Raw genomic sequence first — 23,967 nt, 5'->3', positions numbered from 1 at the left:
AGATCATGACCGCCACCACCCTCGCCCCGGCCGACCGCACCGCCACCGACGACTACGCCACCCTGCGCACCGCCGTCGGCGCCTACCGCGTCACCGCCCCGCTGGTCCGGCTGACCGGTGACGACCGGCTGACCTTCCTGGACGGCTTCCTCGCCAAGTCCGCCGACTACGTGGAGCCGGACACGGTCCGCGAGGTGCTGGCGCTGAACGCCGACGGGACGCCGTTCGCGATCCTGCTGCACTTCGAGATCGGCGACGAGTCGTGGCTGCTGCCGCGCACCGCCGCGACGGCCGACGAACTCGGCGCTTACCTCGCGCAGTTCGAGCCTTCCGGTGTCACCGTCGAGGTTTCCCCCGAGGGCTGGGGCGCCACCGCCTTCGAGGGCCCCACCGCCTGGTCGGTCGCGGCCGCCTTCGTGGACTTCGACATCTCCGGCCTGACCCTGCACGCCGTCACCGAGTCCACGGATGCCGCTCCCGGCGCCACCGCCCACCTGGCCCGCGTCGGCTCCACCGGTGAGTACGGCTACCTGCTGCTGTCCGACGCCCCGCAGGCCGTCCACGAGGCGGTGCTCGCCGCCGTCGCCGAGCAGGGCGGTGCCGAGGTCGGCACCGACGCCCTGGCCCGGATGCAGGCCGAGGCCGGGATGGGCCTGTACGACGCCGGATTCGGCGGCCTGACCGTCGGCCGGGCCGACGTGGCCTGGATGATCGACTGGAACCGGATCGGTGAGTTCCATGGCTCCGACGGCCTGGTCGCGCCGACCGAGTCGGACGCCCGCCTGACCGCTCTCGTCGCCCCGGTCGGCAGCCGCTTCACGCCGGGCACGCCGCTGACCGCGGCCGGCCGGCAGGTCGGCACCGTCCTGCACCAGGCGCCCGCCGCCAACCCGGAGGAGGAGCTGGTCCTGACGCTGCTCGACGCCCCCTTCTGGGTGCCCGGCCTGGAGCTGACGGCCGAGGACGAGGCGGGCGACGCGCGACCGCTGCGCACCGCGACGCTGCCCCGGGTCATCGCCCGCTCCCTCACCAGCAAGATCGCCTGAGGCAGCGGCCATGACACCACCGCGTATCGCCCTGACCGGGCTCGGACTGATCACCGGAGCCGGTGACGACCTGGAGAAGGGCTGGTCGTCCATCGCGGCCGGAACCACCGGCATCCGCACCAACACCCTCTTCGACACCTCCGAGCTGCTCACCGACTGGGCCGGGATGGTCACCGCCGAGCAGCCCGCCGACCTGGACCGCTGCTACGCCCTCGCGGCCACCGCGATCCGCGAGGCCCTGCACGGCAGCGGCCTCGACCTCGACACCGTGGACCGCGACCGGGTGGCCGTGGTGGTGGGCTCCAGCCTCGGCGCCATGCCGACCCTGGAGGCCACCCACCGCACCCTCGTCCGGGAGGGAAGACTGGACGCCGACCGGGCGGTGGCCTCCCAACTGCCCTGCGTGGGCGACTACATCGCGGCCGAGTTCGACCTGCGCGGCCCGCGCGTGGTCCTCTCCAACGCCTGCGCGGCCAGCGCCGTGGCGCTCGGCTACGCCGCCGAGCTGCTGTGGAAGGGCGACGTCGACCTTGTCGTGTGCGGCGGCGTCGACCCCCTGGCGGAGCTGTCCGCGTACGGCTTCAGCGCGCTCGGCGCCCTGGATGCCGAGCCGTGCTCGCCGCTGTCCGCCTCCACCGGCCTCACCCTCGGGGAGGGCGCCGGGTTCATGGTCCTGGAGTCGGCGGAGCGGGCCGCCGCGCGCGGCGCCCGCGTCCTCGCGGAGCTGGGCGGATACGGCCTGTCCTGCGACGGCTACCACCAGACCGCGCCCGACCCCAGTGGCAAGGGTGCCTCCGCCGCCATGGCCCAGGCCCTCGACACGGCGGGCCTCACCCCGGCCGACGTGGACTACCTCAACCTGCACGGCACCGGTACTCCCGCCAACGACGCCTCCGAACCGAAGGCGCTCAAGCAGCTGTTCGGCCAGGACATCCCGCCGGCCAGCTCCACCAAGTCGATCCTCGGCCACACCCTCGGCGCGGCCGGCGCGGTGGAGGCCGTGGTGAGCACCCTCGCCATCGACCGGGGCACGCTGCCGCCCACCATCAACACCCGGGGCGCCGGCTCACCGTTCGGCCTGGACATCATCCCGGACACCGGCCGCGAGGCGCGCCCCGACGTGGTGGTGTCGAACTCCTTCGCGTTCGGCGGCAACAACGCCTCCGTCGTCCTCAACCGGTCCGGCCTCACCGGCTCCCGGCCCCCGCGCCGCGAGGCCGCCTGGGAGGTCGTCGTCACCGGCATCGCGGGCCTGGCCGGATCCGCGGGCGGCACCGACGCGCTCACCGCGGCCTTCGCCGACGGGCGGCCCTGCTTCGAGACATTCGAGGAGGTCGCGGGCATCGGGCAGGTGCCCGTCGGCCGGGCCGACATCAAGGCGGCCGCACGCGGTACGAACCCCAGCCGGGCCCGCCGCATGGACCCGCTGAGCCTGCTCGCCGCGTCCGCCGTGGGCGACCTGTACGCGCGCCACGGCAAGCCCTCGCGGGCCGAGGCCGAGGCGACCGGCATCGTCTTCGCCACCGGCTACGGTCCGGTGACCTCGGTCCTCCAGTTCCACGAGGGTGTGGTGCGGTCGGGCATCACCGGGGCCAATCCGTCCCTGTTCGCCAACACCGTGGTCAACGCCGCCGCCGGCCACGTCGCGATGCTGCACCGCTACCGCGGCTACACCGCGACCATCGCCAACGGCGGCACCAGCTCCGTGCTCGCGCTCCAGCTCGCCGCCCGCGTCATCGCCCGCGGCGCCGCCGAGCGGATCATGGTCGTGGTCGCCGACGAGTTCCCCGAGCAGGCCCTCGCCACCCAGGCGGCGCTGCCCGGCTACGCCCGGTCCGCGCACATCGTGCCCGGCGGGCGCACCGGCACCGTCCTCAGCGAGGGCGCCGCCGCGATCCTGCTGGAGAGCCGGGACGCCGCCCGGGCCCGCGGCGCCGACGTCCTGGCGCGGGTCCGCGGCTTCGGAGCCGGTGGCGAGGCGGCGGGCATCGGCCGTATCGCCCGGGACGGCGCGGCCTGGGGTCGCTCCCTGCGCACCGCGCTCGCCGACGCGGACCTCGACCCGGCGCGCATCGCCACGGTCGTCTCGGCCGCGTCCGGCCACCCGCTGGTCGACCTGGCACAGCAGGCGGCCCTGCGCCTCTCCGGCCTCGCCGGCCGCCCGGTGCTCGCCCCGAAGGCCCTGCTCGGCGAGACCTACGGCAGCGCGGGCGCCCTCGGCCTGGTCGCCGCCCTCACCGGCGCCCACACCCCCGGCCCCGTGCTGCTGTCCAGCTTCGCGTACGGCGGCAGCTACGCGGCGGCCGTCCTCGACACGGAGGCGTGATGGGCGCCGCGATGGGCTTGCTCCTCGACCCCGGCCTGACCGGGTACACGCTGGCGCCCGACGGCCCCGCGGCGCCGGGAGAGGCGGTGAACGTCCTGGTCTCCCGGCACCGCCGGCTGCCCCGTGACCGGATGGGGCAGCGGCTCAGCGCCTCGGGCCGCTCCCTGATCGTCCGGGCGCTCGCCGCGACGTACGGGGTCCGGATCACCCCCGGCGACCTGGTCCGGGACGCCCACAAACGCTGGTTCGTGCCCGCCCTGGAGGTGACCGCGTCGGTCACCCACTGCGGCGAGTTCAGCGCCGTGGCCTTCGCGCCCGCCGCCCGCGCGATCGGCGTGGACCTCCAGGACGAGCGCGACCGGCCGCACGCGCTGCGCTGGCTCGGCGATCTGCTGGGCCGCCAGGAGCGGGCCACCATCCGGGACTTCGCCGAGTGCGAGTCGCTCATCAAGGCCTCGCACCTGACCAAGGAGACCTTCGCCGGAACCCGGCTGCCCGAGTGGCGGCCGGGCTGGCGGCCCCTGGGCACCGGCACCTACCAGGTGCGCTCCCTCGTCCTGCGGGCCGAGGGCGCCGAGCCCCTGCACCTCGCCCTCACCTGCGACGCACCCGCCCCGGTGCGCTTCCACCACCTGGAGCAGGAATGACCCGCACCGCCGTACGGCCGTACACCCGCCGCATCTCCCCGATCGAACGCGGCTACCTCAACGCCGCCGCCACCGGCACCCCCCAGCTGATCCAGATGGTGCTGGAGGGGGAGGGCACGCTGGAGGCGGACGCGCTGCGGGAGGCGGCGCGCGCGGCGACCCTCGCGAGCCCCGGGCTCGCGGTACGCCGCGGCGGTGCCCTGTGGCGCGCCACCGGCACCGTCCCCGAGGTCGTGGAACTGCCTACCGGCACCACTTCCGACGACCCGTTCTTCCACCGGGACCTGTCCGTGGTCACCGGTCCCGTCTGCGAGGTGGGCCTGATCCCGGGCGAGCGGCCCCAGCTGATCGTCCGGGCCAGCCACATCGTCACCGACGGGCGCGGCCTGCGGCAGTGGATCGCGGACCTCTTCCGGGCGCTGCGCGGTGAGGACCCCGTCGGCTGCCCGGACACGGTGGACGACGGCCACTTCCGCGCGGCGGCGGGCGACGTCCCCCCGTCCCCCGCAGCCACCCGCCTCACCGGACTGCCCACGATCATCGGCCGGGGCCCCGCGGGGACGCGTCCCCTGTGGCTGCGCCACCGGGTGACCGCCGGCCCGTCCGGCGTCACGGCCCGCGCCGCCGCCGCGCTCTCCCGCCACCTCGCCACGGACACCGGCCGTCTGATCGTCCCCGTGGACCTGCGCCGCCACGACCCGGCGGTGCGCTCCACCGCCAATCTCACCTCGCAGATGGTCCTCGACCTGCGGCGCGACGACAGCTGGAAACGCGTCCACTCCACGCTGGTCCGCGCCCTGATCGCCAAGGCCGAGGTAGCCGTCCTCGACCGGGACTTCCTGCGCGACAACCCCTTCGCCAACAACCTGAGCGAGGCCCGGGAACTCGACGGCAGCCGCTTCCCCTGCACGGCGATCATCTCCGACCACGGCGAGGTGGACGCGCGGACCTACTCGACGCCAGCCTTCCGCCTCACCTCCTTCTCCACGCTGCCGATGCTCGTCCCGTACGCCGAGATGTTCCTGAGCGCCTGCCGCGTCGGCGACACCACGGAACTGACCCTCTCCTGCCGCGACCGCCCCGGCGCGCGGGAGACGGCCGGCTCCCTCCTGACCGACGTCGCCGAGGCACTCCAATCCCGCTAGGGCGGGACGGGCTCCCGGGCCACCACCGACACCGACGGCGCCACCCACCCGAAGGACGACCCCGCATGACCCTGACCCAGCAGACCGAGCCCCCGGCCCCGTCGGCCGGCCCCACCCCCGCGGCGGCGAAAGCCACCCGCACAGCCGTGTTCACCATCGCCGTGTCCATAGGCGGGGCCTTCCTCGCCCAGCTGGACACCACCATCGTCAACGTCTCCCTGGCCGACACCTCCGCCCGGTTCGGCGCCATCACCCAGGTCCAGTGGGTCGTCACGGCCTATCTGCTGGCCCTGGTCGCCCTGATGCCGGCCGCGGGCCGGCTGGCCGCCCGCTTCGGCCCCCGCCGCACGTTCATCGCGTCCCTCGCCGTGTTCACCGTCGGCTCGGCGGCCTGTGCCGTCAGCCGGACGCTCCCCGAACTGATCGCCGCGCGCGGCCTGTCCGGCGCGGCCGCGGGCGTGCTCACCCCCGTCGCCACGATCCTGCTCACCAGCGGCATGCCGCGCGAACGCCTGGGCCAGGTGCAGGCGCTGAACGGCAGCGTCATGCTGATCAGCCCCCTGCTCGGCCCCACCGTCGGCGGACTCCTCGTCAACGCCTGGGGTTGGTGGGCCGTCTACGCCGTCAACATCCCGCTGTGCGCCGTGCTGCTCCTGGCCGCCGTCCGACTCGTGCGCAAGGACACCCCGGCCGGGGAGCCGGCCGACGGCCGCTCCTTCGACTTCCTGGGCCTGGTGACCGCCGCCGCCTGCACGGTCTGCGTCGTGCTCGCCGTCCACGCCTTCGCCGATACGGGCCTGTCCGCCCAGCCCGCGTTCCTGGTGCCGCTGGTCCTGGCCGTGCTGAGCGGCGTCGTGTTCGTCCGGCACCAGCTCCGCAGCAGCGCACCGCTGCTGGACCTGCGCCTGTTCACGCACCGCGTCTACCGCACGGCCGCGACCAACATCTTCTGCCTCGGCTTCGTCCTCTTCTCGCCGATGATGCTGATCCCGCTGTACTTCCAGTCGGCCCGCGGCGAGAGCGCGGTCACCACGGGCCTGCTGATGTCGGCCGGCGGCATCGGCGTCGTCGTCGCGGGCCTGGCCTGCCGCCCGATCATGAAGAAGATCGGCGGCGGCACCACCGTCGTCATCGGCATCGTCCTCACGATGCTGGCGACCGTGCCGCTGACGATGCTCTCGTCCACCACGTCGTACGCGCTGCTCTGCGCCGGCCTCGCCGTCCGGGGCCTGGGCACGGGCCTGACCATCGTGCCGGCCATGACCCGGGCCTTCCAATCGATCGAACCCCGCTCCATCCCGGACGCCTCGGCGCAGCTCAACCTGATCCAGCGGATCGGCGGCACCGTCGCCCTCGCCGTGGTCACGGTCGTCCTCGACCGGTCCGCCGAGGCCCACCACGGGCTCGTACCGGCCGCGTTCGCCGACTCCTTCGGCTGGCTGCTCGCCGTCTACGCGCTCACCCTCGTGCCGGCGATCGCCCTGCTGGTCGCCGACCGCCGCGAACGGGCCGCCCGGGCGGCAGCGGCTCAGTAGCGGCGCGGGCGGTCAGTAGCGGCGCGGCGGGTGCATCCGGTTGACCGCGTCGAGCCGGGAGGTGGCGCCGAGCTTGTCGAAGATGTTCCGCAGATGGCGCTTGACCGTGCCCTCGGTGATGCCGAGGCGGCTGCCGATCTGCCGGTTGCTCAGCCCCTGCGCGACCAGCTCCATCAGCTCCCGCTCGCGGAGGGTGAGGGTGTCGGCGGGGTCCGGCTCCCGGCCCCGGTCCGGCCCGGAGCCCGACGTACGCGGCAGGAACATCATCGTGCCGCCCGCCATGGCGCTGCGGATCGCGGCGACGAGGACCTCCCGGTCGGTCTCCTTGTGCAGATAGCCCATCGCCCCCGCGGACAGCAGCGAGTCGATGAGCCTGCGGTCGTCGTGCATCGTCAGCATGATGATCCGGGCCCCGGGCGCCGCCTGCCGGATCCCCCGCAGGTTGGCGAGCGGGCCGGGCCCCGGCATCTCCACGTCGAGCAGCACCACGTCCGGCCGGTGCAGGCCCGCCATGCGGACCCCGCCGGGCCCGTCGTCGGCCTGGGCGACCACGGTCAGCCCCTCGTAGAGCTCCAGGAGCTCGCACAGGGCCTCGCGCAGCAGCCGGTGGTCGTCCACGGCGAGTATCCGGATGTCGCCGCCGGTGTCCGCTCCCGCGCTCATCACGCACCCGCCTCGGTCCCGTCGAGCGGGATCCGCAGCCGCACCCGGGTCCCCCGGCCGGGCTCGCCGGTCAGCTCCAGCGTCCCGCCGAGGGCACTCACCCGCTGCCGCATGGCCCTCAGGCCGGTGCCCTCGCCGTCGCGCCGCTCCGGCAGCCCGACCCCGTCGTCGGTGACGGTGGCGTGCACGGCGTCGGGGTAGATCCGCACGGCGACGTCGATCCGGTCCGCCTTCGCATGGGTGAACGCGTTGCGCAGGGCTTCCCGCACGACGAGGAACAGCTCCTGGCGGGTCTGCTCCGGCAGCCACGACTCGTCGCCGTCGATACGGGAGCGGACCTCGGCGGGGCGGTCGGAGGAGGCGGCGCTGTAGGCGTCGATCTCCTCCTTGAGACCGTCGTGCAGCTCGTTGACCCGCAGTCCGCTGACCATGGAGCGGGTGAAGCCGAACACGTCGCGCAGCGCCTGCCGCGCGTCCGCGAGCCGGTCGCGCGGCGGGGTCGCCCCGCTCGCCTGCTCCATGGCGTACAGGTCGAGGCAGCGCAGCGCCAGGCTGATGCTGCTGCCGATGTGGTCGTGCAGATCGCGGGCGATCCGGTGGCGGCGGGCGGTGCTGGCCTGCCCCACGTCGCGCAGGGTCGCCGACTCGTAGCCGATGGCGGCGGCGCTGACCCGCGTGAAGATCGCGTCGTGCAGCATCCGTACGGCGGTCAGGCTCCGGGACAGGGCGAGCTCGGCGGGGAGGTGCGCGGCGGCCTCGGTCAGCGTCCCGACGCCCACGTCGAACAGCAGCCGCGCCGCGTGCACCGAGTCGATCGGCGGGACCTTCTCGAAGGAGCGCTGCACGCCGAGTGCCATCGAGGCGAGTTCGGCCTCCTCGGCGACCCGCACCTGGGTGCCGTGCAGGGTGTCGATGCACTCACCGAAGATCTGCCGGGCCTGTCTCTCGCACGTGACCCACAGTTCCGGGCGGAGCGCGAGCGGATTGCCGGCCTCCCGCAAGCCGTCGGCATAGCGGGCGACAGCGGCTTCGATGAGACAGGTCCGGTCGGTCGCCGAGTCGGCTGAATGTCCCACAGCGTGCCCCCACGTGGGGAAAAGTCGAGATCGGGGCGGCGTGATTCCCCACACTCACCCGCTCAGCGGATCATAACAACGGGCGTCAAATATGCCATCGAGAATGGACAAGGGGGTCCATAGCGGGCTCACGCCCACGCGAGCGCGGCCAGCGCGGCCAGATGGACGGCGTACTGGGTGACCATCCAGGCCCGGTACGGGGCCCGGGGCCGCTCCCGCTCCTCCCGGGCCGGCAGACAGCGCCCCGCCACGCACAGGGCGCCCACGGCGAAGACGGCGGCGGCCGCCTCCAGCGGTAGCTGGTGCACCCACACGGCACCGGCCGTGAGGGCCACGGTCAGGGCCACCCCGGACAGGGCGCAGAACCGCCGTGCGCTGCGTTCGCCACGGACGACGGCCAGGGTGCGCCGGCCCGCGAGGGCGTCGCCCCGGGTGCTGCCCAGGTCCTTGGCGACGGCGGCTATCAGCCCCACGCCGAGCGAGAGCACCACGGCGAAGACGGCGGCCTCGGCGGTGAGCCCGCTGCCGGAGGCCGCGACCCCGGCGAAATACGTCGCCCCCGCGGCGGCGCAGGTGACCGCGGAGGCGGACCAGGAACGGCACTTCGCCGCGATCGACGGCGCGGAGTAGGCGTACCCCAGGGCGAGGAAGACGGCGGTGGACTCGGCCACCTCCCACCCCGCTGCGCAGCCGAACAGCAGCCCGGCCAGGGCGGTCACGGCCACGGCCCGCCGGGCCGCCGACTCGGTCAACCGGCCGCTGGCGAGCGGCCTGGCGGACTGGTTGGCGCGGTCCTCGCACAGGTCGCTGACCCCGTTGAAGACATAGACGCTGACGGTCGCCGCCCACCAGGCGACCGCGCCGAGCAGCAGGTGCGGGGCGTCGGGCCGGTGGTGCGCGGCGGAGGCCGTCAACAGCGCACCCGTGACGAACCGCAGCACGAACATGACCTGCACCAGCGGGCGCGCCTCGCGCAGACAATGCCCGACCGTGCGCGCGGCGATACGAATTCCGGAATTCGGGTCCTTGAAAGCCGCGGTGGCAGGATGGGGTGAATCAGGGAGAGGCGCAAGTGCCAGGGTCATGTTGCGAACCTATGGCTGGAATACGCGGTTCCGGTGTGTGTCTTTCGAGGTACGGCATGTCCCGTCAGGGGTACGCGCGTTGAATAGGTGCACCCCCCGCCCCTAGCGTCAGCAGCATCGTCATCACGCTGCACAGTGCGGAACGTCGGGGGTGAAGGGCAATGGAGTTTCTGGTTCTGGGCCCGGTGGAGGTACGCGAGTCAGGAATACCGCTCCGACTCAGAGGAATGCGTCAACGGCGACTTCTGGCCCTTCTTCTGCTCAACGCCCGGCGCACGGTGGCGATGGACACTCTGGTGGACGGGTTGTGGCAGGACCCGCCCGCCTCCGCCCGCCATCAGGTGCACAACGCGATCCGTGATCTGCGCGCCGCCCTCGCCCCCTCCGACGGCGGCGGTCTGATCACCATGGACATCGGCTACCGCCTGGACGTACCGCCCGACGCCGTCGACGCGCACCGCTTCACCGAGTGGACCCGCGCCGCCCGTGCCGCCCGCCGCGAGGGCCGTGACGCCGAGGCGATGCGGCTGCTCCAGTCGGCGGTGAACCTGTGGCGCGGCGACGCCTTCACGGGCATCGACTGCCCGGCGGTGACCACCGCGGCGGCGGGGCTGGACGAGCAGCGGCTCACCGCGGTCGAGGAGTTGATGGAGCTCCGCCTCGCGGCGGGCGAGGCCGCGTCCCTGGTGGCCGAGCTGTCCGAGCTGACCGCCGGCTACCCGCTGCGCGACGCGCTGCGCGGCAGCCTGATGCTCGCCCTGTACCGCAGCGGCCGGCAGGCCGACGCGCTCGCGGTCTACGACGAGGGCCGCCGTCTGCTCGCCGACGAGCTGGGCCTCGAGCCCGGCCCCCGTCTGCGACGCCTGCACGGCGAGATCCTCGCGGACGCCCCGCAGGCGCAGCGCGAAGAGCCCGAGCCCGACCGGCCCGCCACCCATCGCTCCGCCACCACCCGCTCCGCCCACGGCAATTACCTTCCGCGCGACCTGCCCGACTTCACCGGCCGCACCGCCGAACTCGCCCTGCTGGAGCGGGCCGTGGACGACCGGCACCCCAACTCCCCCCGTACGGTCACGATCGACGGCATGGGCGGCATCGGCAAGACGGCCCTCGCCGTCCACTTCGCCCACCGCCGCACCGCTGACCACCCGGACGGCCAGTACTACATCGACCTGCACGGCTTCAGCACGGCACGCGCGCCGCTCGCCCCCGAGGACGCGCTGGGCGTCCTGCTGCGCTCCGACGGCGCGGCGCCCGAGGCCATTCCCACGGGCCTGGCCGAGCGCAGCGCGGTCTGGCGCTCCCGCCTCGCGGGCCGCCGCGCCCTGCTCGTCCTCGACAACGCGGCCGACGCGGCCCAGGTGGCCCCGCTCCTGCCCGGCACCGGCGACACCCTCACCCTGATCACCACCCGCCACAAGCCGACCGCCCCGGACGGCGCCCGCTCCCTGCCGCTCGGAGCGTTGACCCCCGCGGACGCGGAAACCCTGTTCCGCCGCGTCGCGGGCGACACCTGCGCGGACTCGCCCCTGACCCAGGCGGTCACCCTGTGCGGCCACCACCCGCTGGCTCTGCGCCTCGCGGCGACCCGGCTGCGCGACCGCCCCTCGTGGACCGTGCCGGACGTGACGGCGCGGCTGCTGACGACCGCGGGCCGCGCCGCGTTCCTGCGCACGGCGGACCGCGACCTGATGTCCGTCCTGGCGCTGTCCCACGACCGGTTGCCGTCCGACGCCCGGCAGTTCCACCGCACCCTGGCCCGCCACCCGGCGACCACCTACGACGTCCCCCAGGCCTGCGCCGCCACCGGCCTCGCCGCCTCGGCCGTGGAGCGGCTCTTCGACACCCTCCTCGACCACAACCTCGCCCACGAACCGAGCCCCGCCCACCTCAGCATCCCGCTGCTGCTGCGGGACTGCGCCCACACCCTCACGCCACCGGCCCCCGACGCAGTCCGTCACCTGACAGCAGTGGCCTGAGGCACCACAAGCCGCGAGGCGGAAGACCCCTACGGTCTTCCGCCTCGCGGCTTGTCAGTGATCTGGCGGGCAGGTCAGTGCTGGTCGCCGCGCTCCTCGGACGGGCTGTTGCCCGCCTCGGCCTCGGCCTGCTTGGCCTGTACCTCGGGGTCCAGGACCGCGCCGCTGCCGTCGACGGAGCTCAGCGGGGCACGGTCGGCGACCTCGGTGGGGGCCGGCGGCTCGACCAGCCAGTCGGGGTTGGCCTGCTTGTCCCACCACTTCCATACGGCGAAGGCGCCGCCCGCGAGCAGCCCGAGCACCGCGAGCCGCTTGGCCGCCCGGCCCATCCGGCAACGCCGGTCACGCCGCTTCACGAGCCGCTCGACCTCGGCCGCCGAGACCTGGCCGCGCAGCGCGGCGAGGGTGGCCGCGCCCCGGGAGACCGCCTCCTCCCGGACCGGCTCGGCGGCGGCGCGGGCGCGCACGGCGGCCTGGTCCACCTTCGGCGGAAGGGAGCCACGGGCATGTTCGAGGCGCGGTGCGAGGTGGGCGTGGTACTGCTCACCGGCGCTGATCCTGGCCTGCCGGGCGGCGGCCTCCATCTTCGGCGCGAGCTGGGCACGAGCTTCGTGCGCGAAGTGCACGGCCGCGTCCTTGGCCGTGCCGGCGTAGGGCGCCACCACCTCCGCGGCGTGCCGCACGCTGTCCTTCGCCGTGCTGGTCGCGGCGAGCACGCTGTCCTTGCGGGTCACGAGAACCTCCTCCTCGGTGGCGTACGGTTTTTCGCCTTTCCACCCAGTGGAAAATCATGCCTGGCCGTCCGCGGTCCGGCATGTGAGGGCGGGCATTCGGGTCATGGGGGAGCTTCGTTCGACAATGCCACCTTTTGCCGCCGCGCGCGGCGCTTTGGTGGCTACTCGCCGCGATCCCGTCCGTGCGAGGATCGGTGGCTGTCAGCGAAGCCTATGGAAGGTAGATCGTGGCCGAGCAGCTCTACGCCACCTTGAAGACCAACAACGGGGACATCGAGGTGCGGCTCCTGCCGAACCACGCCCCGAAGACGGTCAAGAACTTCGTCGAGCTCGCCCAGGGCGAGCGCGAGTGGGTGAACCCGGAGACGGGTCAGAAGACCACGGACAGGCTGTACGACGGCACGGTCTTCCACCGGGTCATCGAGGGCTTCATGATCCAGGGCGGTGACCCGCTCGGCAACGGCACCGGCGGCCCCGGCTACAAGTTCGCCGACGAGTTCCACCCCGACCTGGCCTTCACCAGGCCGTACCTGCTGGCCATGGCCAACGCCGGTCCGGGCACCAACGGCTCGCAGTTCTTCATCACCGTCTCGCCCACCACGTGGCTCACCGGCAAGCACACCATCTTCGGCGAGGTCACCAGCGACGCCGGCAAGAAGGTCGTGGACGCGATCGCCGGCGCCCAGACCAACCCGCGCACCGACCGCCCGGTCAACGACGTCGTCATCGAGTCGGTCGTGATCGAGACCCGCGAGGGTTAGTAGCGACGACGCGCTCCCGTACGGGAACCCCGTGTCCCGCCCGTCCGTATGACGGGCGGGGCCGCGTCTCGCATACCGGTCCGCCGACCGGGGCAAGGGGAGAGCATGAACGACCAGGTTGTCGGTTGTTACCGGCATCCGGACCGGGAGACCGGTATCCGCTGCACCCGCTGTGAGCGGCCGATCTGCCCGGAGTGCATGGTCAGCGCCTCGGTGGGGTTCCAGTGCCCGGAGTGTGTGGCCGCAGGTTCCGGCACCGGCCACCACCCGCGGGCGACGACGCCGCGCACGATCACCGGCGCCACGCACGTCGCGGATCCGCGCCTGGTGACCAAGGTCCTGCTGGGGATGAACGTCGCCCTGTGGATCGTGGTGCTGGCCGTCGGCGACCGGGTCGTCGACGACCTGGAGCTCTTCGGCCGGGCGGCGCTCACGCCGTTCAGCCCGCTGGAAGGGGTCGCCGAGGGGCAGTGGTACCGCCTGCTGACGGCGACGTTCCTGCACCAGGAACCGATGCACCTCGCCTTCAACATGCTCTCGCTGTGGTTCCTCGGCCCGCCGCTGGAGGTCGCGCTCGGCCGGATCCGCTATCTGGCGCTGTACGTCCTGTCCGGTCTGGGCGGCAGCGCGCTGGCCTATTTCGTCGCCGCGCCGAACCAGCCCTCGCTCGGCGCTTCCGGTGCGATCTTCGGTCTGCTGGGTGCGACGGCCGTGCTGCTGCGGCGGCTGAACTACGACATGCGCCCGGTCGTCGCGCTGCTCGTGCTCAACCTGATCTTCACGTTCACCTGGTCGAACATCTCCTGGGAAGCGCACGTCGGCGGCCTGGTGGTGGGCACGGCGGTGGCCTTCGGCCTGGTGCACGCCCCCCGGGACAAACGGGCGCTGGTGCAGTACGCGACGTGCGGAGCGGCGCTGCTGGTGATCGTCGCGGCGGTGGCCGTACGGACCCTCCAGCTCGCGAGCTGAGCGGGCCCCGACCACCGGGAACGGGCCGTGGCCTCACAGATGAGCGACGGTTGTCCACAGCGAGCGTCGGATCTTGTGCACGATGTGGGGAACGCGTGTTCCCCACTGCTCCGAGCCGCGTTTCCGCTGGAAGACGCCGGTGCGACGACGGTACGCAGTGCGCGCGATCAGTCACACCGGCGTCAACGCCGGGGAAGTTATCCACAGATCTTCTGAGTTTTTCCCCACTGTGGACGAGGGTGTGGATAACTCGCTGGAAGGCTCAGGGGAGGGCTTGCGCCAGGGCGTCCCGAGGGGTCACGCCACGGGCTCCCCCGGGGAGCCGTTCCGGCGCTACTTCCACTGCGTGGAGACCACGAACCCCGCCGCGATGAAGCCGAAGCCCACCACGATGTTCCAGTTGCGCAGCGACTCGATGGGCATATCGCCGCTCGTCACGTAGAAGAGCACGATCCAGGCCAGCCCGATCAGGAACATGGCCAGCATCAGGGGCGCGACCCAGCCGCGTCCGCTGGTGCCCAGCTTCAGATTCTGTGTCTTCACCGGCGGTGGAGTGAAGTCGTCCTTCTTGCGGATCCGTGACTTCGGCACGAGGAACTCTCCTGTCGATGCGCTGCGTAACCGCGCTGGGGATACAAGGCTGGCTGCCGGGGCGGGAGCGACGGGAGCTCTTCGTTCCCCCGGGCGTCCGTTAGCGTAGTGCTTCCGCGGCGTCGGAGAGGATAAGGGTACGTTGAGTAATTCTGCGGACTCCACCAGCACGCCTTCCCGGCGTTTCCGACCGGTGCGGCTGCTGACCGCCGGGGTCTTCGCGCTGGCCGGTCTTCTCTTCTTCACCAGCTTCAATACGGCCCGAGGCACCGACATCCGCACCGACGACTCGATGCTGCGGCTCTCCGACCTCATCCAGGAACGCAGCCGCAAGAACGCCGACCTCGACGAGAGCGCCGCGGGCATGCGGTCCAAGGTCGACGCGCTCGCCCGGCGCGACAACGGCAACACCGCCGCCCAGGACAAGAAGCTCAATGCCCTGGCGCGGGCCGCCGGCACCACCGAGCTCAGCGGTACGGGCCTGACGGTGACGCTCACCGACGCGCCGCCCAACGCCACGGCCCGCATCCCCGGCGTCCCCCAGCCCCAGCCCAACGACCTGGTGATCCATCAGCAGGACCTCCAGGCCGTCGTCAACGCCCTGTGGCGCGGCGGCGCCAAGGGCATCGAGGTCATGGACCAGCGGCTGATCTCCACCAGCGCGGTCCGCTGCGTCGGCAACACCCTGATCCTCCAGGGCCGCGTCTACTCCCCGCCGTACAAGGTGACGGCCGTCGGCGACCGCGGACTGCTGCGCAAGGCGCTCGACACCTCCCCCACGATCCAGAACTACCTCCAGTACGTGAACGCCTACGGGCTCGGCTGGAAAGTCGACCAGCACGACGCGGTGACTCTTCCCGGCTACTCGGGCACAGTGGATCTCCACTACGCGAAGCCCATGGGGTGACCCGGGAGGGGGCCGGCCGGTGAGGGTACGCCTGGTCGTCCGCACGCTCAGCGAGCTCTGCGTCACCGTCGGCACGGTGATCGTCCTCTTCGTCGTCTACGTCCTGTACTGGACCGGTGTCCGGGCCGACAGCGCCATGAACGACGAGATCGGCCGGCTCCAGGACGAGTGGTCGACGGGCCCGGTCGACGGGCCCGGGGAGGGGGCCGGGCACGGTGACGGGGACGGGGGCACGAGCGGGGGCAGGGCCGCCGCCGGAGCGCCGCGACCCCCGGCGAAGGCTCCCACGCCCGGCAAGTCCTTCGCCGTCATGTACATCCCGCGCTTCGGCGCCGGCTGGGCCAAGCCCGTCCTGGAGGGCACCGGGCCCGAGCTGCTCAAGAAGGGCCTCGGGCACTACGCGGGCACCGCGCGCCCGGGCGCGACGGGCAACTTCGCCGTCGCCGGCCACCGCCGGACCCACGGCGACCCCTTCAAGGACATCCCCCGGCTGCGCCCCGGCGACGCGGTGGTGCTCAACGACGGGACCACCTGGTTCACCTATCGCGTCGACCGCCCCCCGTACCGCACCCGGCCCGACGACCTCGGCGTCATCGACCCGGTCCCGGCGAAGGCCGGCTACCGCGGACCGGGCCGCTATCTGACCCTCACCACCTGTGAACCCGAGTGGGGACACAGCCACCGGCTGATCGTCTGGGCGCACTTGGACGCCACCGCGCCCGTCGCCGACGGCAGGCCCGCGGCTTTGTCCGGCTGACCACCCACCGGTGGTGCCGCCCTTTAGTCTGGTGCTGCAATCGACTCGTCATCGGCAAGTAGGGACAGCATGTACGTCTGGATCTGGCGTCATCTGCCGGGCAACGCATGGGTGCGGGCGCTGATCTCGCTGCTCCTCGTGCTGGCGATCGTGTACGTCCTCTTCCAGTACGTCTTCCCCTGGGCGGAACCGCTGCTGCCGTTCAACGATGTGACGGTCGACAACGGAATGGCGGTGAACCGATGAGCGCGCGCATCCTCGTCGTGGACAACTACGACAGCTTCGTCTTCAACCTCGTCCAGTACCTCTATCAACTGGGCGCCGAATGCGAGGTGCTGCGCAACGACGAGGTCGAGCTGCGCCACGCGCAGGACGGCTTCGACGGGGTGCTGCTGTCCCCCGGCCCGGGCGCGCCGGAGCAGGCGGGCGTCTGCATCGACATGGTGCGGCACTGCGCGGGGACCGGAGTGCCGGTCTTCGGGGTGTGCCTGGGGATGCAGTCGATGGCGGTCGCGTACGGCGGGGTGGTCAGCCGGGCCCCCGAGCTGCTGCACGGCAAGACCTCCCTGGTGACCCACGAGGGCACCGGCGTCTTCCGGGGACTGCCGACGCCGTTCACGGCCACCCGCTATCACTCCCTCGCGGTCGAGCGGGAGACCTGGCCGGACGAGCTGGAGATCACCGCCTGGACGGAGAGCGGGGTCGCGATGGGCCTCAGACACCGCGAGCTGCCGGTCGAAGGGGTGCAGTTCCACCCCGAGTCGGTGCTCACCGAGTGGGGGCACCGGATGCTCGCCAACTGGCTGGTCGCCTGTGGTGACGCGGGGGCGGTGGACCGCTCGGCGGGGCTCGCCCCGGTGGTGGGCAAGGCCGGGGCGTGACCTCGCTCCGCCCCGAGCGGGACCCGTGGCGGACGCCACAAGGCTCCGAGCAGAGCCCGTGGCTGACGCCACAGCAGCATCAGGAGCCCTCCTGGTACCCGGCGAAAGGCTTGGGCCCCACGGAGCCCGTAGCGGCCACGGAGGGCCCCGCACGGGTGGTGTCCCAGCCACTGCCCCCCGAGGACCACGCGACGTTAACGCTGCGCCGGGTCCGGGAGCCGGCCACGGGGCCGCCCACCGGGGGGCGTGCGGAGCGGCGCAGAGCGGCCCGACGGGCGCGCAAGGACAGCGTCGGGGTGATCGTGAGCCGGCTGACGGGCGAGCTGTTCATCACCGTGGGCGCCCTGATGCTGCTGTTCGTCGCCTACCAGCTGTGGTGGACGAACGTGATCGCCCAGCGCCAGGCGGGCGGAGCCGCGAACAACCTCCAGCACGCCTGGGAGGAGAGCGGCGGCGAGGACCGGGCCGCCGGGGCGTTCTCCCCCGGCCAGGGCTTCGCGATCCTCTACATCCCGAAGCTGGACGTGAAGGCTCCCGTCGCCGAGGGCATCGGCAAGAAGAAGGTGCTGGACCGGGGCATGGTCGGGCACTACGCCGAGGGCCCGCTCAAGACCGCGATGCCGTGGGACGCGAAGGGCAACTTCTCGCTCGCCGGACACCGCAACACCCACGGCGAGCCGTTCCGCTACGTCAACCGGCTGCGTCCCGGCGACAAGATCGTCGTGGAGACCAGCAGCACCTTCTACACGTATGAGATGACGAGCCGCCTGGATCAGACCTCGCCGGCGAACGTCGCGGTCATCGCCCCCGTACCGGTCGGATCGGGCTTCACGGGGCCGGGCCGCTACCTCACCCTCACCACCTGCACTCCGGAATTCACCAGTACGTATCGAATGATCGTCTGGGGCAAGATGGTCGACGAGCGGCCCCGGAGCAAGGGAAAGCCGGACGCCCTCGTCGAGTGAGACAGCAGAGCGAAACGGGGTACGACGCGGTGGCACGGATCGACGACGACGGGCCCGGCCGCCCGGCCCGCACACGGGGGAGGATCGCCGCCGCCGTCAGCCTCTTCGGTGAACTGCTGATCACGGCGGGCGTCCTGATGGCCCTGTTCGTCGTCTACTCCCTGTGGTGGACGAACGTGCTGGCCGACCGCGAGGCGAAGAAGCAGGGCAACCACGTGCGCCAGAACTGGGCCAAGGGCCCGGGCGCCCTGGACACCAAGGACGGCATCGGCTTCCTGCACGTGCCGTCGATGAAGAACGGCGAGGTGCTCGTCCGGAGCGGCACGAGCAGCTCCGTCCTCAACGAGGGCGTGGCCGGGTTCTACCGCGCGCCGGTGAAGTCCGCGATGCCGTGGGACGCGAAGGGCAACTTCACGCTGGCCGCCCACCGGGACGGCCACGGCGCGAAGTTCCACAACATCCACAAGGTCAAGGTCGGCGACCCGGTCGTCTTCGAGACCCGCGACACCTGGTACGTCTACAAGGTCTACTCCGAGCTGAAGGAGACCTCGAAGTACAACGTCGAGGTCCTGGATCCGCTGCCGAAGGAGTCCGGCGCGAAGAAGCCCGGCCGCTTCCTCACCCTGACGACCTGCACGCCCGTCTACACCTCCGACTACCGCTACATCGTCTGGGCGGAGCTGGAGCGCACGGAGAAGGTCGACAGCGAGCGGACCCGTCCGAAGGAATTGCGCTAGCGGTGTCCTCAATCGCCGGACGGGCTTATTTCAGCCCGTCCGGCGATTGAGGACGCGCCCGCAGGGCGCCCGCCGCCGCAGGCGGCAAGACGGCCCGCCGTCGGCAGGACAAACCGCGGAGCGTCTAGTGACGCCGCCCGAAGGGCCCGCCGAAGAGGCCGCCTCCGTTGTCACCGCCGGTGGAGCCCGGAGTGCCGGTGGTGCCCGGGGTGCCCGTGTCCCCGGGAGCGCCGCCGATGGTGGTGAGGTTGACGGGCGTGTCCTTCGGGACCTGCGTGCCGCCCACCGGGTCGGAGATCATCACCACGGCGTTGTCGTCCTGCGGGCCGGTGATGCTGCCGACCTTCAGACCCGAGTCCGTCAGTGTCTTCTTGACGTCCTTGAGCTTCTGGCCGACCACACCCGGCACGCTGATCTTCTGGCCCGCCTTGGCGACGAAGAGGGTGACCGTGGAGTTCGGCTGCGCGGTGGTGTTGCCGTCGGGGCTCTGCCGGAGGACGTTGCCGGGCGGCTGGTCCGACTCCTCCTCGTCCTTGGCGACCTTGAAGCCGAGGTCGGTGAGCTGCTTCTTCGCGGCGTCGAAGGGCTGGCCGACGACGGACGGGACGGTCTTGGAGGCGGGGGTCGAGGCGACGGAGAGGGTGATCTCCGTGCCCTTCTCGGCCTTCGTGCTGCCCTTGGGGTCCTGGTCGATCACGATGCCGGCGGTCCGGTCGGACTCGACCTGCTTCTGCCGGACGGTGAAGCCCTTGGCCTTGAGCTCCGCCTCGGCCTCTTCGAACTTGGATCCCCGGACATCCGGCACGGAGACCTTCTCCGCGCCCTTGGAGAGCACGACCTTGACCTCGGAGCCGCGGTCCACCTTGGCGTTGGCCTTGGGGTTCTGGTCGCAGACCTTGCCCTTGGGCTGGTCGCAGAAGGTCTCGCCGTCCTGGGTGACCTTGAAGTCGCCGTTCTCGCCCATCTTCTGGGCGGAGGCCAGCGTCTCGCCGGTCAGCGTCGGCACGGTCACCTGGCTGTTGTTGCCACCGCCGCCGAAGAGCGACTTGCCGATGAAGATCGCCCCGACGAGCACCAGGACACCCGCGACGACCAGAAGGATCGTCGAGAGGTTGCTCTTCTTGGCACCGCCGCGCCGGCCGTCGCGGTCGTCGTAGCCGTAACCGCCGTCGTCGTCGCGCACGGGCGGCAGCATGGAGGTCTGCCCGGCCGGGTCCTGCGGGCGGAGCATCGTGGTCGGCTGGTCCTCGCCGTAGCCGCCGGGGGCGCCGTAGCCACCCGCAGCGTGCGAGGCCGTGGCCGCCACGGGCTGGCCGTCGAGGGCCGCCTCGATGTCGGCGCGCATCTCGTCGGCCGACTGGTAGCGGTAGTCCGGGTCCTTGGTCAGCGCCTTGAGGACGATGGCGTCCATCTCGGGCGTGATCTCCGGGTCGTGGACGCTCGGCGGGTTCGGCTCTTCCCGGACGTGCTGATAGGCGACCGCCACGGGCGAGTCACCGACGAAGGGGGGCCGGACCGTCAGCAGTTCGTACAGCAGACAGCCGGTGGAGTACAGGTCGGACCGCGCGTCGACCTGCTCGCCCTTGGCCTGCTCGGGGGAGAGGTACTGGGCGGTGCCGATGACGGCCGCGGTCTGCGTCATGGTCATGCCGGAGTCGCCCATCGCCCGGGCGATGCCGAAGTCCATGACCTTGACCTGGCCGGTGCGCGTCAGCATGACGTTCGCCGGCTTGATGTCGCGGTGGACGATGCCGGCGCGGTGGGAGTACTCGAGCGCCTGGAGGACGCCGATGGTCATCTCCAGCGAGCGCTCGGGCAGCAGCTTCCGGCCCGAGTGCAGCAGCTCGCGCAGCGTCGACCCGTCCACGTACTCCATGACGATGTACGGGATCGAGACCCCGTCGACGTAGTCCTCGCCGGTGTCGTAGACGGCGACGATCGACGGGTGGTTGAGCGAGGCGGCCGACTGGGCCTCACGGCGGAACCGGGCCTGGAAGGACGGGTCCCGGGCGAGGTCCACCCGGAGCGTCTTCACGGCGACGGTGCGGCCGAGCCGGGTGTCGTGGGCGAGATAGACCTCGGCCATGCCACCACGGCCGAGCACCGAGCCCAGCTCGTACCGGCCGCCGAGGCGACGCGGCTCTTCCATAGCTCCAGCCCTTCCGTTTTCCTGACCGCACCGGCGTGGGTCCGGCGGTGTGCTGTCCGGGCATACCGTACCCGGAGCACCGTGCGCCTCCTGGGCGCCACCGTCACCTGATATACGACCGGTACCGTCCGGGGACCGGACGGCCACGGAGGTGAGCGGCGTCACTTCTCCGTGCTGAGTACCGCCTCCATGACGCCCTTCGCGACCGGCGCGGCGAGCCTGCCGCCCGCGATGTCGTCACGGGTGGTCTCGGAGCCCTCGATGACGACGGCCACGGCGACCGGCGAGCCGTCCTTCCCCTTGGCGTAGGAGATGAACCACGCGTACGGGTTGCCGCTGTTGTCGACGCCGTGCTGGGCGGTACCGGTCTTGCCGCCGACGGTGACGCCGTCGATCTGGGCGTTGGTTCCGGTGCCCTTCTCGACCACCGTCTCCATGATCGACTGAAGCTTCTGCGCGTTGTCGGAGCTGAGCGGCTGGCTCAGCTGCTTCGGCTGGTGCGTCTCGATCACATTGAGGTTCGGGGCGCGCAGCTTGTCGACCATGTACGGCTCCATGAGCTTGCCGTTGTTGGCGACCGCGGCGGCCACCATGGCCATCTGGAGCGGCGTGGCGCGGTTGGAGGCCTGGCCGATGCCCGCCATGGCGTTCTGCGGGCGGTTGTCCTTGGGGTAGACGCTCTCGGCGGCGCGGACGGGCGTGTCGAGCTTCGGGTTGTTGAAGCCGAACTTCTCCGCCTGCTCGATCATCTTCTTATTGCCGAGGTCGGCGCTGACCTTGCCGAAGACCGTGTTGCAGGAGTACTGGAGGGCGACCCGCAGCGAGGCTTCCTTGCAGGGGATGTTGCCCTCGTTCTGGAGCTGCACCCGGGTGTCCGGCAGCGTCCAGGGCAGCGGCGAGTCGGTCTTGGCGTCGACGTCCTTGTACAGACCGTTCTGCAGCGCGGCCGCGGCCGTGACGACCTTGAAGGTCGAGCCCGGCGGGTAGGTCTGCTTGAGCGCCCGGTTCAGCATCGGCTGGTTCTTGTCGCTCGTCAGCTCCTTCCACGCCTTCTCGTCGTCGCTGCCCGCGATGCGCGAGGGGTCGTAGGAGGGCGTGGAGGCGAGGGCGAGGATCTTGCCGGTGCGCGGGTCGAGCGCGGCGACGGCACCGCGCTTGTTGCCCAGGCCCTTGAAGGCGGCCTCCTGGGCCTTGGCGTTCAGGGTGGTGATCACGTCACCGCCCTTCTTGCCCTTGCCGGTGATCATGTCGACCGTGCGGTTGAAGAACAGCCGGTCGTCGTCGCCGGTCAGCACCGGGTCGTCGAGCTTCTCCAGCTGGTTCGCGCCGTAGACCTGCGAGGCGTAGCCCGTGACCGGCGCCCACATCTCGCCGTTCTTGTACGTGCGCTTGTACTTGAAGTCGGTGTTGTCGGTCTCCTTGGACCCGGTGACCGTCTGGCCGTCGACGATGATGTTGCCGCGCGGCTGGCTGTAGCGGGCGATCAGGACCCGGCGGTTGTTCTCGTGGGTCTTGAGCTCCTCGGCCTGGACGAACTGGATCCAGTTGTCGCGCATCATCAGGGCGAGGACGAGAAGGCCACAGAAGATCGCGATCCGGCGCACGGGCTTGTTCACGGGCGGACCACCTGGGTCATCTCGGCGTCGGGGGACGGTGCGGGGGCCGGGGCCGGGCGGCGCGCGGTGTCGCTGATCTTGACGAGGATGGCGACGAGGGCCCAGTTGGCCAGGACGGACGAACCACCCTGCGCCATGAACGGCATGGTCATACCGGTCAGCGGGATCAGGCCCATGACGCCGCCGGCGACGACGAAGACCTGAATGCCGAAGGCGGCGGACAGACCACAGGCCAGCAGCTTGCCGAACGGGTCACGGGCGGCGAGGGCGGTGCGCAGACCGCGCTCCACGATCAGCCCGTAGATCAGCAGTATGGCCATGACGCCCGCCAGCCCCAGCTCCTCGCCGACGGTGGCGAGGATGAAGTCGGAGTTGGCGGCGAAGCCGATGAGGTCGGAGTGGCCCTGGCCCCAGCCGGTGCCGAAGACGCCACCGGAGCCGAAGGCCATCAGCGCCTGGGCGATCTGGTCGGAGGAGCCGTCCTTGAACGCGTCGAACGGGTGCAGCCAGGCGTCGACGCGCTGCTGGACGTGCGGCTCGAAGGTGTTCACGAAGACCGCGCCGCCGGCCGACATCAGCAGACCGAAGACGATCCAGCTGGTGCGCTCGGTCGCGACGTAGAGCATCACGACGAACATGCCGAAGAACAGCAGCGAGGTACCGAGGTCGGTCTCGAAGACGAGGATCAGGATGCTGACCGCCCAGACGACCAGGATGGGACCGAGGTCCCGGCCGCGCGGCAGATAGAGCCCCATGAAGCGACGACTGGCCAGGGCCAGGGCGTCGCGTTTCACCATGAGATAGCCGGCGAAGAAGATCGCCAAGATGATTTTCGCGAACTCACCCGGCTGCAGCGAGCCCAGACCCGGGATCGTGATCCAGATGCGCGCACCGAACTTCGCCGGGAAGAACATCGGCGCGACGAGCAGGATCAGCGCCACCACCATGGAGATATAGGTGTAGCGCTGGAGGATGCGGTGGTCCTTGAGGAAGATCAGGACTGCCACGAAGAGAGCGATGCCGAGGGCCGAGAACAGCAGCTGGTTGGGCGCGCTGGGGTGGAAGAACTTCTTCGCCATCAGCCGCGGCGCCTGGTCGAGCCGCCAGATGATGACCAGCCCGATCCCGTTGAGGAGGGTGGCCAGCGGCAGCAGCAGCGGGTCGGCGTAGCGGGCGAACTTCCGCACCACCACATGGCCGACACCGGCCAGCAGGCCGAGGCCGAGGCCGTAGCCGAGCATGCCGGAGGGCATCTCGCCGTCGAGGGCGAGACCGACGTTGGCGTACGCGAAGCACGGGATGAGCACCGAGAAGGCGAGCAGCGCCAGCTCGGTGTTGCGCCGGCTCGGCGGGCCCGCGGTGCTGATCGTCGTCGTGTTGGTGGTGCTCGACGACATG

General features: G+C 71.6%; 22 protein-coding genes. 14 read left to right on the top strand and 8 right to left on the bottom strand.

The window, feature by feature from the left end; all coding sequences use genetic code 11:
* Positions 1-5 precede the first annotated feature (5 nt).
* From JO379_RS17050 to JO379_RS17030, 5 genes are all read left to right on the top strand, one after another.
* On the top strand, positions 6-1,046 hold the full coding sequence (locus JO379_RS17050) for an aminomethyltransferase family protein (RefSeq protein ID WP_130878607.1): 1,041 nt from the start codon (positions 6-8) through the stop codon (positions 1,044-1,046).
* Positions 1,047-1,056: 10 nt separating this feature from the next.
* Positions 1,057-3,372, top strand: coding sequence for a beta-ketoacyl-[acyl-carrier-protein] synthase family protein (locus JO379_RS17045; RefSeq protein ID WP_209515601.1), 2,316 nt, complete (start codon positions 1,057-1,059; stop codon positions 3,370-3,372).
* Positions 3,372-4,019 (top strand): hypothetical protein, encoded by a 648-nt coding sequence (locus tag JO379_RS17040; RefSeq protein ID WP_130878609.1) that lies wholly within the window; start codon positions 3,372-3,374, stop codon positions 4,017-4,019. The genes JO379_RS17045 and JO379_RS17040 overlap by 1 nt, the downstream gene beginning before the upstream one ends.
* A complete protein-coding gene (locus JO379_RS17035) occupies positions 4,016-5,164 on the top strand; it encodes a hypothetical protein (RefSeq protein WP_209515599.1) in 1,149 nt (382 codons plus the stop codon). The genes JO379_RS17040 and JO379_RS17035 overlap by 4 nt, the downstream gene beginning before the upstream one ends.
* Before the next feature lie 65 nt (positions 5,165-5,229).
* Positions 5,230-6,699 (top strand): DHA2 family efflux MFS transporter permease subunit, encoded by a 1,470-nt coding sequence (locus tag JO379_RS17030; protein ID WP_209515595.1) that lies wholly within the window; start codon positions 5,230-5,232, stop codon positions 6,697-6,699.
* 12 nt (positions 6,700-6,711) lie between these two features.
* Here the strand turns inward: JO379_RS17030 and JO379_RS17025 are convergent, their stop codons facing one another.
* The 3 genes from JO379_RS17025 to JO379_RS17015 all read right to left on the bottom strand — a co-directional run bounded on the left by JO379_RS17025 (position 6,712) and on the right by JO379_RS17015 (position 9,385).
* On the bottom strand, positions 6,712-7,362 hold the full coding sequence (locus tag JO379_RS17025; protein WP_209515591.1) for a response regulator: 651 nt from the start codon (positions 7,360-7,362) through the stop codon (positions 6,712-6,714).
* Entirely contained in the window at positions 7,362-8,438 is a 1,077-nt protein-coding gene (locus JO379_RS33940) for a sensor histidine kinase (protein WP_130878613.1), read from the bottom strand. The genes JO379_RS17025 and JO379_RS33940 overlap by 1 nt, the downstream gene beginning before the upstream one ends.
* A 128-nt stretch (positions 8,439-8,566) precedes the next feature.
* Positions 8,567-9,385 (bottom strand): UbiA prenyltransferase family protein, encoded by an 819-nt coding sequence (locus tag JO379_RS17015; protein ID WP_242626142.1) that lies wholly within the window; start codon positions 9,383-9,385, stop codon positions 8,567-8,569.
* Between the two features lie 365 nt (positions 9,386-9,750).
* Here JO379_RS17015 and JO379_RS17010 point away from each other — a divergent pair, with 365 nt between their 5' ends.
* Positions 9,751-11,502, top strand: a complete 1,752-nt coding sequence (locus JO379_RS17010; RefSeq protein WP_245381481.1) for an AfsR/SARP family transcriptional regulator — start codon at positions 9,751-9,753, stop codon at positions 11,500-11,502.
* 74 nt (positions 11,503-11,576) lie between these two features.
* Here JO379_RS17010 and JO379_RS17005 read toward each other — a convergent pair whose 3' ends face one another.
* Positions 11,577-12,236: a DUF5324 family protein gene (locus JO379_RS17005; RefSeq protein WP_130878616.1), complete on the bottom strand. Its 660-nt coding sequence runs from the start codon at positions 12,234-12,236 to the stop codon at positions 11,577-11,579.
* A gap of 227 nt (positions 12,237-12,463) precedes the next feature.
* Here JO379_RS17005 and JO379_RS17000 point away from each other — a divergent pair, with 227 nt between their 5' ends.
* Together JO379_RS17000 and JO379_RS16995 are read left to right on the top strand one after the other, a co-directional pair.
* On the top strand, positions 12,464-12,997 hold the full coding sequence (locus JO379_RS17000; RefSeq protein WP_130878617.1) for a peptidylprolyl isomerase: 534 nt from the start codon (positions 12,464-12,466) through the stop codon (positions 12,995-12,997).
* 105 nt (positions 12,998-13,102) lie between these two features.
* Positions 13,103-13,966: a rhomboid family intramembrane serine protease gene (locus JO379_RS16995; RefSeq protein ID WP_209515587.1), complete on the top strand. Its 864-nt coding sequence runs from the start codon at positions 13,103-13,105 to the stop codon at positions 13,964-13,966.
* Between the two features lie 333 nt (positions 13,967-14,299).
* Here JO379_RS16995 and crgA read toward each other — a convergent pair whose 3' ends face one another.
* On the bottom strand, positions 14,300-14,557 hold the full coding sequence (crgA, locus tag JO379_RS16990; protein ID WP_130878619.1) for a cell division protein CrgA: 258 nt from the start codon (positions 14,555-14,557) through the stop codon (positions 14,300-14,302).
* Between the two features lie 142 nt (positions 14,558-14,699).
* Here crgA and JO379_RS16985 point away from each other — a divergent pair, with 142 nt between their 5' ends.
* From JO379_RS16985 to JO379_RS16960, 6 genes are all read left to right on the top strand, one after another.
* Positions 14,700-15,464, top strand: a complete 765-nt coding sequence (locus JO379_RS16985) for a DUF881 domain-containing protein (protein ID WP_130878620.1) — start codon at positions 14,700-14,702, stop codon at positions 15,462-15,464.
* A gap of 19 nt (positions 15,465-15,483) precedes the next feature.
* Positions 15,484-16,221, top strand: a complete 738-nt coding sequence (locus tag JO379_RS16980; RefSeq protein WP_209515585.1) for a class E sortase — start codon at positions 15,484-15,486, stop codon at positions 16,219-16,221.
* Positions 16,222-16,290: 69 nt separating this feature from the next.
* Positions 16,291-16,467 (top strand): hypothetical protein, encoded by a 177-nt coding sequence (locus JO379_RS16975; RefSeq protein ID WP_165451561.1) that lies wholly within the window; start codon positions 16,291-16,293, stop codon positions 16,465-16,467.
* Positions 16,464-17,102 carry an aminodeoxychorismate/anthranilate synthase component II gene (locus tag JO379_RS16970; RefSeq protein WP_130878622.1) on the top strand — a complete coding sequence of 213 codons (639 nt, stop codon included), beginning with the start codon at positions 16,464-16,466 and terminating at the stop codon, positions 17,100-17,102. The genes JO379_RS16975 and JO379_RS16970 overlap by 4 nt, the downstream gene beginning before the upstream one ends.
* Positions 17,103-17,398: 296 nt before the next feature.
* Positions 17,399-18,067 (top strand): class E sortase, encoded by a 669-nt coding sequence (locus tag JO379_RS16965; RefSeq protein ID WP_372449091.1) that lies wholly within the window; start codon positions 17,399-17,401, stop codon positions 18,065-18,067.
* A 29-nt stretch (positions 18,068-18,096) separates the two neighbouring features.
* A complete protein-coding gene (locus JO379_RS16960; RefSeq protein WP_130878823.1) occupies positions 18,097-18,804 on the top strand; it encodes a class E sortase in 708 nt (235 codons plus the stop codon).
* A gap of 124 nt (positions 18,805-18,928) precedes the next feature.
* Here the strand turns inward: JO379_RS16960 and pknB are convergent, their stop codons facing one another.
* The 3 genes from pknB to JO379_RS16945 form a co-directional block, all read right to left on the bottom strand.
* Positions 18,929-20,953, bottom strand: a complete 2,025-nt coding sequence (gene pknB, locus JO379_RS16955) for a Stk1 family PASTA domain-containing Ser/Thr kinase (protein WP_209515580.1) — start codon at positions 20,951-20,953, stop codon at positions 18,929-18,931.
* 161 nt (positions 20,954-21,114) lie between these two features.
* Positions 21,115-22,569 (bottom strand): penicillin-binding transpeptidase domain-containing protein, encoded by a 1,455-nt coding sequence (locus JO379_RS16950; protein ID WP_130878625.1) that lies wholly within the window; start codon positions 22,567-22,569, stop codon positions 21,115-21,117.
* A complete protein-coding gene (locus JO379_RS16945; RefSeq protein WP_130878626.1) occupies positions 22,566-23,966 on the bottom strand; it encodes an FtsW/RodA/SpoVE family cell cycle protein in 1,401 nt (466 codons plus the stop codon). The genes JO379_RS16950 and JO379_RS16945 overlap by 4 nt, the downstream gene beginning before the upstream one ends.
* Position 23,967: the final 1 nt, after the last annotated feature.

The organism is Streptomyces syringium (assembly GCF_017876625.1).
Classification (GTDB): Bacteria; Actinomycetota; Actinomycetes; order Streptomycetales; family Streptomycetaceae; genus Streptomyces; species Streptomyces syringius.
This window is presented reverse-complemented; position numbering and strand designations above follow the sequence as displayed.